This is a genomic window from Psychrobacter sp. PP-21 (assembly GCF_033790785.1).
In the GTDB taxonomy this organism is placed as follows: domain Bacteria; phylum Pseudomonadota; class Gammaproteobacteria; order Pseudomonadales; family Moraxellaceae; genus Psychrobacter.
In genome coordinates this window covers 54,408-66,103 of the sequence record NZ_JAMYEB010000002.1, presented here as the reverse complement: position 1 = coordinate 66,103, position 11,696 = coordinate 54,408, and the positions used below count along the sequence as shown (strand labels likewise).

8 protein-coding genes are annotated in these 11,696 nt (G+C 45.1%); 6 read left to right on the top strand and 2 right to left on the bottom strand.

The genetic code is table 11. The features are described from left to right. Positions 1-81: 81 nt before the first annotated feature. The gene (gene carB, locus NJD71_RS03135) at positions 82-3,336 is read right to left on the bottom strand and encodes a carbamoyl-phosphate synthase large subunit (RefSeq protein WP_319050500.1); all 3,255 of its coding nucleotides are present in this window, start codon (positions 3,334-3,336) and stop codon (positions 82-84) included. Positions 3,337-3,491: 155 nt separating this feature from the next. Continuing rightward, positions 3,492-4,733: a glutamine-hydrolyzing carbamoyl-phosphate synthase small subunit gene (carA, locus tag NJD71_RS03130; protein WP_319050498.1), complete on the bottom strand. Its 1,242-nt coding sequence runs from the start codon at positions 4,731-4,733 to the stop codon at positions 3,492-3,494. A gap of 513 nt (positions 4,734-5,246) precedes the next feature. On the opposite strand from carA, the gene NJD71_RS03125 reads away from it, so the two are divergent. The 6 genes from NJD71_RS03125 to NJD71_RS03100 all read left to right on the top strand — a co-directional run bounded on the left by NJD71_RS03125 (position 5,247) and on the right by NJD71_RS03100 (position 11,645). Further along, positions 5,247-5,783 carry a gamma carbonic anhydrase family protein gene (locus tag NJD71_RS03125; protein ID WP_319050497.1) on the top strand — a complete coding sequence of 179 codons (537 nt, stop codon included), beginning with the start codon at positions 5,247-5,249 and terminating at the stop codon, positions 5,781-5,783. Between the two features lie 182 nt (positions 5,784-5,965). Next, complete coding sequence (locus NJD71_RS03120; protein ID WP_319050496.1) at positions 5,966-6,676, top strand: HAD family hydrolase; 711 nt, start codon at positions 5,966-5,968, stop codon at positions 6,674-6,676. 124 nt (positions 6,677-6,800) lie between these two features. Beyond that, a protein-coding gene (gene prfB, locus NJD71_RS03115) for a peptide chain release factor 2 (RefSeq protein WP_319050495.1) occupies positions 6,801-7,896 on the top strand; the annotation gives its coding sequence in 2 pieces (ribosomal slippage) (positions 6,801-6,872 and positions 6,874-7,896; 1,095 coding nt in all). Positions 7,897-7,957: 61 nt separating this feature from the next. Further along, positions 7,958-8,242 carry a pyrimidine/purine nucleoside phosphorylase gene (ppnP, locus tag NJD71_RS03110; RefSeq protein ID WP_319050494.1) on the top strand — a complete coding sequence of 95 codons (285 nt, stop codon included), beginning with the start codon at positions 7,958-7,960 and terminating at the stop codon, positions 8,240-8,242. Positions 8,243-8,453: 211 nt separating this feature from the next. Next, positions 8,454-9,584 carry a DNA topoisomerase IB gene (locus NJD71_RS03105; RefSeq protein WP_319050493.1) on the top strand — a complete coding sequence of 377 codons (1,131 nt, stop codon included), beginning with the start codon at positions 8,454-8,456 and terminating at the stop codon, positions 9,582-9,584. A 345-nt stretch (positions 9,585-9,929) separates the two neighbouring features. After that, positions 9,930-11,645, top strand: coding sequence for an AMP-binding protein (locus tag NJD71_RS03100; RefSeq protein ID WP_319050492.1), 1,716 nt, complete (start codon positions 9,930-9,932; stop codon positions 11,643-11,645). Positions 11,646-11,696 lie beyond the last annotated feature (51 nt).

The window sequence follows — 11,696 nt, the reverse complement described above, 5'->3', positions numbered from 1 at the left end:
TTAGCGATGCCTTTGTGAGCGATTAGGCAAGCCTAATGGTTATGCTTAATCTACTGAAATTATTCTACCAAGTCAATAGAACTAGCCAATAGACTTTGCTTGCTCGTGCAAATCTTGTAACTTATAGACATCAAACGGTAAGTCAATCGCGTAAGATTTACAAACAGCATCTGCCGCACCTAGTGTCGTGACATAGAAGACTTTGCCCTGTAGCGCACTACGGCGGATAGAGAACGAATCCTCTTGTGCCTGCTTGCCTTCAGTCGTATTGATAATAAGGTCAATTTTGCCGTTTTTCAAGGCGTCAACGATATGCGGGCGACCTTCAGTGACCTTGTTGATTTGCTGACATTCGATACCAGCGTCGCTCAGTACCTTTTTTGTGCCAGTCGTTGTGACGATTTTGAAGCCAAAGTCTACCAGCTGACGAGCGATTGGAGCGATTTGCGCTTTATCACTATCACGTACTGAGATAAAGACGGTCTTAGTCTCGCCTTCAGTGGGTAGACCTGGCAGACGCTCGTTACTACCGATGATGGCTTTGTAAAATGCTTCGCCAAAGGTCTTGCCCACGCCCATGACTTCGCCCGTTGATTTCATCTCAGGACTCAAGATTGGGTCAACACCTGGAAACTTAGCGAATGGGAATACCGCTTCTTTGACCGCATAGAATGCCGGGACAATCTCAGTGGTAAAGCCTTGATCTTTAAGCGAAGTACCAGCCATACAGCGAGCAGCAACCTGTGCTAGCGAAGTACCGATACACTTAGAAACAAACGGTACTGTACGTGCAGCACGTGGGTTCACTTCTAGGATATATACGGTTTCGCCTTTTACCGCGAACTGTACGTTCATTAGACCGATAACACCTAGCTCTTTTGCCATAGCAACTGTCTGTGCGCGCATCACGTCACATAACTCTTTAGACAGTGAGTATGGTGGTAGTGAGCATGCTGAGTCACCTGAGTGAACGCCAGCCTGTTCGATATGTTGCATGATACCGCCGATAACGACATCAGTACCATCACATACACAGTCTACGTCGACTTCGATAGCATCATCTAAGAAACGATCTAGTAGGACAGGCGCTTCGTTCGAGGCTTGTACCGCAGTACGTAGGTAATGTCTTAGCTCGTCTTCGTTATAAACGATTTCCATCGCGCGTCCACCTAATACATAAGATGGACGTACAACCAATGGATAGCCTACATCTTTTGCTTTCACCAAGCCGTCTTCTAAGCTCGTTGCTAGTGCGTTTGATGGCTGTACTAAATTCAGCTGCTGAATCATATGCTGGAAGCGTTCACGATCTTCGGCACGGTCAATTGCATCAGGACTCGTACCGATGATTTTAACGCCTGCTGACTCTAGTGCACGAGCAAGTTTCAATGGCGTTTGACCACCGAACTGTACGATCACGCCATCAGGGTTTTCAATACGGACGATTTCTAGCACGTCTTCTAACGTGATTGGCTCAAAGTATAGACGGTCAGAAGTGTCATAATCGGTTGAAACCGTTTCAGGGTTACAGTTGACCATGATGGTCTCGTAACCATCTTCACGCATGGCAAGCGCTGCATGTACACAGCAGTAATCAAACTCGATACCTTGGCCGATACGGTTAGGACCACCACCGATAACCATGATTTTCTTTTTGTCTGTTGGATTCGCTTCACATTCGCTATCGTACGTCGAGTACATGTAAGCCGTGCTAGTAGCAAACTCTGCTGCACAGGTATCAACACGCTTATAGACTGGATAGACGTTTAGATCCCAACGCTTTTTGCGTAGCTGCTTTTGTGAGATACCAAGCAATTTAGCCAAACGCAAATCTGACAAGCCTTTACGTTTAAAGCTACGCAAGTTTTTCTCGGTTAACCCGCCAAAACCCAGTGATTTTACAGTGGCTTCTGTCTTAACGATATCTTCGATCTGTACCAAGAACCATGGGTCAATCTTGGTAAAGTTAAACACTTCATCGACACTCATACCGACGCGGAATGCATCAGCAACGTAGTAGATACGATCAGGAGTTGGAATGGTTAAGCGATTGATAATCTCGCTACGAGCCTTTTCAGCACTTACTTTGGATAAATCAACTTGCTCATCAAAACCGTCCGCGCCTGTTTCCATACCGCGTAGTGCTTTTTGCATAGACTCTTGGAAATTACGACCGATCGCCATGACTTCGCCGACCGATTTCATCTGAGTCGATAGGATGTTGTCCGCTTGTGGGAATTTTTCAAAGTTAAAGCGAGGTATCTTGGTGACGACATAATCAAGCGCAGGCTCAAAGCTCGCTGGCGTTTTGCCACCCGTGATGTCGTTTTGCAATTCATCTAGCGTATAACCAATCGCTAGTTTTGCTGCAATTTTGGCAATTGGGAAACCAGTTGCTTTTGAGGCTAGGGCAGACGAGCGCGATACACGTGGGTTCATCTCGATGACGACCATGCGGCCCGTATCAGGGTTGATACCGAACTGTACGTTTGAGCCGCCTGTTTCTACACCGATCTCACGCAGTACCGCGAGTGATGCGTTACGCATGATTTGATATTCTTTATCCGTCAATGTCTGCGCTGGCGCGACAGTGATTGAGTCGCCTGTATGCACACCCATTGGATCAAAGTTTTCGATGGCACAAATGATGATGCAGTTGTCGTTTTTGTCACGAACCACTTCCATTTCGTACTCTTTCCAACCAATCAATGACTCATCTATAAGCAGCTGATGGTTTGGTGATAGATCAAAACCGCGCTCACAGATTTCAATGAACTCATCGCGGTTATACGCGATACCGCCACCTGAACCGCCCATAGTGAATGAAGGGCGAATGATACAGGGATAACCCATTTTTTCTTGAGTGGCAAAGGCTTCTTCCATCGTTTCAGCGGTTTCAGCGCGTGGGCACTCAAGGCCGATGCGCTTCATCGCTTTGTCAAATAAGTCGCGATCTTCTGCCATCTCGATTGAGTCTTTGGTCGCGCCAATTAGCTCGCAGTCATATTTGGTTAATACGCCGTGCTTGTCTAGGTCTAGTGCGCAGTTTAGGGCAGTCTGTCCGCCCATGGTTGGTAAGATCGCATCAGGGCGCTCTTTGGCAATGATTTGCTCAACCGTCTGCCACGTGATCGGCTCGATATAGGTGGCATCCGCCATGACAGGATCGGTCATGATGGTCGCAGGGTTTGAGTTGACCAAGATGACACGGTAGCCTTCTTCTTTTAGTGCTTTACACGCCTGTGCGCCTGAGTAGTCAAACTCACATGCTTGGCCGATGACGATAGGGCCTGCGCCAATGATAAGAATGCTTTTTATGTCGGTACGTTTTGGCATAATTAGAGCTACCTTCGTTTGGGTGATATTTTGAGTAATCTTTATTTTCAATAACGCGTCTAGCGTTTTATGCTTGTAGTGTTTTACTTTTATTCAGTGTCGCTTGAATCGCAATGTGCGATTCAAGCTTTCATTTATTATTAATAAGCAACCACTCAAGCTTTCGCAGTTTTAGCCGCTTCCATCATCTCAGCAAACTTATCAAACAATGGCGCGCAGTCATGTGGGCCTGGGCTGGCTTCTGGGTGACCTTGGAAGCTAAATACAGGTTTGTTGGTCAGCTCGATACCTTGGTTAGTACCATCGAATAGTGAGCGATGGGTAGATTTAACGTTATCAGGTAGCGTGTCTTCATCAACGGCAAAACCATGGTTCTGACTGGTGATCATGACCGTGCCAGTCGCTAGATCTTGTACGGGATGGTTGGCACCATGATGGCCCGTTTTCATCTTGATGGTATTTGCACCGCTAGCCAGACCAATCAGCTGATGACCTAAGCAAATACCAAACGTTGGTACATCAGTCTCTTCGATAATGTGACGCACGCTATCGATTGCATAATCACATGCAGCAGGATCACCAGGGCCGTTTGATAAGAAAATACCATCTGGGTTCATGGCTAGCACGTCTGCGATAGGCGTCTGTGCTGGTACAACCGTTACGTGGCAGCCACGGTCGACGAGCATACGTAGGATATTGGTTTTGCTACCGAAGTCATAAGCAACGACATTGAATTTGGCATCAACATGGGTGCCGAGTTGTTTAAAGAAGCCGCCCGTACCGCTGTCATGGCTACCAGGGATATCACGATTGAGTAGGGTATCTGATAGATCCCATGTGCCTGCCGTCCACTCAAAGCTGTCTGTCGTGCAGCACTCTTTTGCTAGATCCATACCTTTTAGACCAGCAAAGCCTTGAGCCAACTCAATTGCTTTTTGCTCATCATCAGTGCTGATAGTCTCGCCATCTGATGCGGTCATGATACAGCCACTTTGCGCACCCTTATCACGTAACAGGCGTGTCAACTGACGCGTGTCAATCTCAGCGATAGCAACGGTCTCATTACGCTGTAGATAGTCGCTTACAGATTCTGAGTTGCGAAAATTAGAGGTGACCATCGTTGCATCACGAATGATTAGACCTTCAGCCCACACCTTGTGACCATTACCAGACTCAGTATCCTCAGCGTTGGTACCTGTGTTACCGATATGCGGATACGTTAGGGTCACCAGCTGGCGTGCATAACTTGGGTCAGTTAGGATTTCTTGGTATCCTGTCATGGCGGTATTAAATACGACCTCACCAACACGATGACCTAGGCTGCCTATACTGACACCGCGAAAAATTGTACCGTCTGCTAGTGCCAAAATTGCTTGTGTTTCTGCTGATGAATTCAAGGATTGCCTCCGCTATTATTGGTGAGTGCCATCATGTTTCGCTAGTCAATATATTGCTCCGTATCCTTTTATTTACGGCATCTGACGACTGTCACATAAAGCTCATAAAAGGGCGATACACAAAAATTTTCCACAAAAAAGCGAGAAGACATTATTGATGAAAACTACAAAACCCACTAGATAGTGAATAGGTAACTTGCATCATGTCCGCTCGCTTAGGCACAGATTTTGCGTATTATATATAAAATAGACGAGTATGGCTAGCCGATTCTTTGGATTAATAGTCATTATATAAGGGAAAGCTGAGTTTTTATGGACAATATAGGCTTGCTAAAATAGCCTAAGCGTTAAAATAAGTAACTTTGCGACCAGAATTTCAGTAACGTCGATATTCATCAGCCATTAATAGCGCTGGATTTTAGCAGTTGGCTTTGCCACAATGAACAGCGCAGCGATATACTCAATTTTTATGATCGTTTGTTATAACAAAAATGGAGATAACAAGGAGTCGTTATGATTTATCAGTATTTGGACAAAACCCCTGAGTTTGCCGCGCCATTCAATGGTTGGGTAGCAGATTCAGCGCAAGTGATGGGTGATGTGTATCTGGGTCATCAAGCCAATGTTTGGTTTGGTGCCGTGATACGCGGTGATAATGATCGCATTCATATCGGTGATTATAGTAATGTTCAAGAAAACAGTGTGATTCATACCGATGCAGGCATAAAGGTCACAGTTGGCAATTATGTTACCATCGGCCATCTGGCGATGCTACACGGCTGTGAGATTGGTGATAACAGTCTTATTGGTATTGGTGCCGTGGTGCTCAATAATGTCAAGATTGGTAAAAACTGCCTCATAGGGGCAAAGGCCTTGGTTACTGAAGGGCAGGTCATTCCAGATAACTCTCTGGTGATGGGCGCGCCTGCAAAAGTTGTCAAAACACTAACCGATGAGCAAGCTGCTATGCTAAAAATGTCAGCGCTACATTATGCTGAGCGTTGCCAGAAGTTCAAAACAGGACTGACAGAAGTGGCAATGCCTGATTAAAGACAGACAAAACCAGTCTATATAGACGAAGCAGACTCTAAAAAAATATTATAAGGTGGCAGCTGGGCTTGCTTGATGCTGTCATTCTTAATTAGTGACCACCCTCATTTCTTGTACTTTTTTATTAGATCACTTTTATCAAATCACTCATATTTTTTCGCAATTAACGATAAGGTCTCACCATGCAGGCAGATCCAGCACAAAAACAACAAAAACAACAAAAACAACTGGCATTATTTGATTTAGATCATACGTTACTCGATGTCGATAGCGATTATCTCTGGGGCGAATATATCGTCAAGCATGACCTTGTCGATGAGGCTCAGTACCGAACTGCCAATCAGAAATTTTATAATGATTATATAGAGGGCACGCTAGACGCAACAGAATACAATGAGTTTGTCGCGCAATTTTTGAGCAGTCTGCCGCTTGATCGACTTGATGAGTTAAGAGAAGATTATATCAAGAGCGAAATCGAGCCAAATATTCGTCCAAAAGCGATGGAAGTATTGTGTCAGCATATCGAGCAAGGGCACCATGTGGTGATTATTTCTGCGACCAATGACTTTGTGGTATCCGCCATTGCCAAGCGTTTTGGTATTGAAGCCGCCAATGTATTGGCAACGCCGCTTGAGATTAAAGATGATCGCTATACAGGTAAGCTCACTGACAAACCAAACTTTCAAGCAGGCAAAATCTACCATTTAGACAAGTGGCTGAATGATAAACAAGCTGCTGGCATTACTTTTGAAAAAACATACGCCTATTCAGATTCCAAAAACGATATTCCACTGCTCGAATGGGCTGATGTGGCCGTTTGTGTATCGCCTGATGATGCGCTACATGCACATGCCTTGGCACATCGCTGGGCAGTAGAGGATTGGTCTTTGTAGAGGGTTTGGTTTAGACATAACAGAAATACTAACAATAATGATAATTAGCCAATTATTCATACTTAATCTCATTTAAAATAGCGCCGTATTCGTTATTTATTTTTTAGAAAAAACAGGAAATTTTATGGAAATTAATCCGTATCAAGAACAGATCAAAGACTTATCCGAGCGTGGGCAGGACTTGCGGAGGTATCTTTGACTTCGATGGTAAGCAAGAACGCTTAGAAGAAGTCAATTTGGAATTAGAAAATCCAGAGCTATGGAATGATCCAGAGCGCGCGACCAAAATTAATAAAGAAAAGAGCCACCTTGATGGTGTTATCGATGTGGTGGTCTCACTTGAAAACACGTTAGAAGACGCTACTGCCATGCTAGAGCTGGCTGTCGAAGCAGAAGATGAATCACTGCTAGCTGACGTGCAGAGCGAGCTAGATAGCGCTGAGAAACGCGTGGCTGATTTAGAGTTCCGCCGGATGTTCAGCGGTGAGATGGATCCAAATAACTGCTACTTGGATATCCAGTCGGGCAGTGGCGGTACTGAAGCGCAAGATTGGGCTGAAATGCTGCTGCGTATGTATACACGCTGGGCGGAAGCGCATGGCTTTAAGATCGACGTGATTGAAGTATCCTCAGGTAGCGTGGCTGGTATCAAGTCGGCGACGATTGAGATCAAAGGCGACTATGCCTTTGGCTGGTTGCGCACCGAAATTGGCGTTCACCGTTTGGTACGTAAGTCACCATTTGATAGTAATAATGGTCGTCATACCTCGTTTGCTGCGGTGTTCGTGTCGCCTGAGATTGACGACAATGTCGAAATTGATATCAATCCAGCTGATTTGCGTATCGATACCTATCGCTCATCTGGCGCGGGTGGTCAGCACGTAAACACCACAGATTCTGCGGTACGTATTACCCATGAGCCGTCGGGCGTGGTAGTAACCTGTCAGAATGAGCGTAGTCAACATGGCAACAAAGCCACCGCAATGAAAATGCTACGTGCTAAGCTCTATGAGCTTGAGATGCAAAAACGTATGGAGTCACAGCAAGCGGTCGAAGATGGTAAGTCTGACGTCGGCTGGGGCAGTCAAATTCGCTCATACGTGCTCGATGACTCTCGTATCAAAGACTTGCGCACTGGTGTTGAAACCTTCAATACTGGTGCTGTGCTAGATGGCGACCTCGATCAATTTATCGAAGCCAGTCTAAAAGCAGGACTATAAAACAGAATCGAGATATTCATAACTGTTTAATATATCTACCCACATTTAATTAAGGAAAATTATGCCAAGCGTTAATAACTATTTTGATGATAAAGTGACTTCTATCGCCTTTCAAACAGCGACAAAGCCTGCGACAGTCGGCGTTATGGAGAGTGGTGAGTATGAGTTTGGCACCAGTGAATTTGAAACCATGAGTGTGGTAAGCGGTGCATTAACCGTCAAGTTACCAGAGAGTGATGAGTGGCAAACGTTTAATGCTGGTGAGCAATTCACGGTTGAAGCCAATCAAAAGTTCCAAGTGAAAGTAGATGTCGAAACCGCTTACTTATGCGTGTATGGTAAATAGTAAGCTCTAAGTTATAGCAGTATCAAAACGAAAAACGCCAAGTATTTTATGCTTGGCGTTTTTTTATGTGTCGTATTTTAAATGAGGTTTAAGCTACCATTTTAAAAACCCTATTTTACACAGCATTACACTTTGTCTGTGCCAAATAAACAGCAAAAAAAACACTCATTAATTATGCTAAGACCATGAATTCTCGAAGGTATATAGTGTTATGACAAAGGCAACAGAAAAGGCGAGTCAGCAGACGATTACAAAAGATGCGCGCCACGATTATGAGCATCTAGCACGCCGTGCTAATTTGCGCTATGTGAGTGACGATGAACCAGGCTACGAGCGTAGACGCTGGGGTCGCGGTTTTACTTATCGTGATGCCACAGGCAAAACCGTCAAAGACAAAGCGCTACGTCAACGTTTTGATGCGTTAGTGATACCGCCCATGTGGTCGGAGGTGTGGATCTGCCAAGACGAAAAAGGACATCTGCAATCAACAGGACGAGACGAAAAATCACGCAAGCAATACTTGTATCATCCCTCATGGAATAATATCCGTGACCAAGCCAAATTTGACGCGATGATAGGATTTGCAGAAGTGCTGCCTAACCTACGTGCACAAGTTGAGATAGATCTAGAGGCCGAGTCGCTGTCACGCACCAATGTGCTGGCAGCCATCGTCAAACTACTTGAGACGACACTGATTCGTATCGGTAATAGCCGCTATGCCAAGCAAAATAAAAGCTATGGTCTGAGTACGCTACGTAGCAAGCATGTGAGCGAAACGGATACTGGACTCGCGTTTGATTTTGTAGGAAAGAGCGCAAAAGAGCATCACATTGAGCTACAAGATGAGCGATTGATTGATATCGTACAAGCCTGCTCAGAGTTGCCGGGTTATCAGATATTCAAATACTTAGATGATGACGGACATAAACAAGTCGTTGATAGTAGCGACATCAACGAATATCTGCGCATGCATACGTGCGGTACAGATTGTGAGAGTAAGCTATACAGTGCAAAGGATTTTCGCACGTGGATGGCAAGTGTGCTTGCAGCAAGCTACCTATATGACGAGCTGCAAACGTCCGCAGGCGCGAGCATATTGGCAAGTGCTCCAGAAAGTGCTGAGCGTCAGCAGTTAGTCGTTGATATGGTAAAAAGTGTGGCAGCAGAGCTGGGCAACACGCCGACCGTATGCCGCGCCTCTTATATTCATCCTATTGTCATTCAGCATTTCTTGGCAGGAGAGTTCTTTGAGAGTTATAAGCAAGCGCGCCGCGGCCGAACGAAAAAGTACCAAAGCTGCGAAGAAAAAGCATTGTTAGGTTTTCTGAGTGCCACCGTTTAAGTATTGCCATTTATACATAGGTGTTTAGATACGGGGGCTCAATCCTTAATATTATAGTATTAATGTCTTTGTGAAGGCTTCGAGCTAAAGGGTTCAAAAATAGCTATAACCTATAACTATTGAGGTATTTAGCGCTAGACCATAGCTCATTAATAATAATGAGTTATGGTTAAATTTTATCTATATAAAATAAAAATGATACGTTATGTATTGAAATAAGCGTAAAAATGCGTTACTAATAGAGCATGATAAATACGAACGTATAAAACGGTCTATAGGATGTGACCATTTTGCAATCATACACACTATTTTAACAGTTACCTGCTATTGCTAAAGGATTAGCTTATGAACACCGCCACTCAAACTCCGACGAATATTGATACAGACACCAATTTCACGCCAAAAAATTATACTGATTACTATAATAATTTTGATATGAATGCGCTGCTGTCAGAAATTTTTGGTGAGCACATAGACGATCGTCTAAATGCTTATATGGCGTGCTGTGGTCGCCACGTACGAGATGGCCGCGCTGACCATGCTGCGCTAGTACACGAAGATACCGCAGGCAATGTCACACGTATGACTTTTGGTGAGCTTGACAAAGCAAGTGCTCAAGTCGCTAACTTACTACAGTCCTATGGCGTAAAAGCGGGCGACAAGGTAGCGACGATGCTACCGCGTACACCTGAGCTGCTAACCGTTGTATTGGCAACATGGCGCATCGGCGCGGTATATCAGCCATTATTCACCGCTTTTGGTTATGACTCAATCAAATACCGCATGGATAAGGCTGACACCAAAGTTGTTTTTACTAATCTAGAGAACCGCAGCAAGTTTGAAGGCTTAGCCGCGCAAACCAAAATGGTATTGGTTGGTGGTACTGAGGACGCTCAGACATGGGGTGATGATCACTATAGCCAGTCTATGGCAGCACAACCGCAGATGATAGAGGCAGTCACGCTCGATACGGATGCGCCATTTTTGCAAATGTTCACCTCAGGTACAGTCGGTAAATCAAAAGGCGTTAGTGTTCCGTTAGCGGCACTGCCTGCTTTTTATCTATATATGCGTTACGCCATCGATCTGCGCGAAGATGATCAGTACTGGAACATGGCAGATCCCGGCTGGGCATACGGCTTGTACTACGCCATCACAGGGCCTCTTCTACTGGGCATCACCACTTATTTTAACGAAGCAGGGTTTGACGCGACCAATACTCGTGACTTTATGGTGCGTCATAAAATTACAAACTTGGCGTCTTCACCCACCGCATTTCGTATGATGAAATCCAGCGGCGTTTTCGATAATGTTGATGAAGGTGCTTATAGAGATGATAATGCCAAGCTGTCTTTGCGCTGTGCCAACTCGGCAGGTGAGACGCTGAATACCGAAGTCGTCAACTGGGTCGAAACCTATCTAGACTGCCAAGTAAAAGATCAATATGGGCAAACAAAAACAGGCATGACTTGCTGTGCGCATCATGCGTTAACACACGAGTCTCCAGTGGGGTCAATGGGAATGGCACTACCAGGTCATACACTGGTGGTATTAGGTGATGATATGACTGTACTGCCAGATGGTGAGCAAGGACAGTTAGCAGTCGTGGTCAGTCAGTCGCCTGCGTTCTATTTCCGTGGTTATAGCTGGAATGAAAAGCAAGCCTTTGTAGATGACTATTATCTAACAGGCGATGTGGTCGAGCGTCATAGTGATGGCAGCTACTGGTTCTCAGGCCGTGATGATGACATCATTATTACCGCAGGTTACCGTGTCGGACCTACTGATGTCGAAAACACCGTATTAGAGCATGACGCCGTTGCAGAGTCTGCGGCGGTAGGCGTGCCGGATGAAGTGCGTGGTCATACCATTAAGTCTTACGTGGTGCTAAAAGATGGCATTGAAGGCAGTGATGAGATTGCCAAAGAAATCCAAGAGTTGGTACGCAAACGTTTATCTACTCATGCGTATCCGCGTGAGGTCGAGTTTGTGACAGAATTACCTAAAACGCCAAGTGGCAAGATTCAACGCTTTTTACTACGTAGTCTGTCTGCTGCATAAATAAGTTGATAAAGCGTCCATAAATTTAATAGAAAAATATCTAATGAGAAG

Bases quoted from the DNA above. Each gene is read 5' to 3' on its own strand.
- carB (WP_319050500.1), bottom strand. From the start codon at position 3,336: ATGCCAAAACGTACCGACATAAAAAGCATTCTTATCATTGGCGCAGGC.
- NJD71_RS03125 (WP_319050497.1), top strand. From the start codon at position 5,247: ATGATTTATCAGTATTTGGACAAAACCCCTGAGTTTGCCGCGCCATTC.
- NJD71_RS03120 (WP_319050496.1), top strand. From the start codon at position 5,966: ATGCAGGCAGATCCAGCACAAAAACAACAAAAACAACAAAAACAACTG.
- ppnP (WP_319050494.1), top strand. From the start codon at position 7,958: ATGCCAAGCGTTAATAACTATTTTGATGATAAAGTGACTTCTATCGCC.
- NJD71_RS03105 (WP_319050493.1), top strand. From the start codon at position 8,454: ATGACAAAGGCAACAGAAAAGGCGAGTCAGCAGACGATTACAAAAGAT.
- NJD71_RS03100 (WP_319050492.1), top strand. From the start codon at position 9,930: ATGAACACCGCCACTCAAACTCCGACGAATATTGATACAGACACCAAT.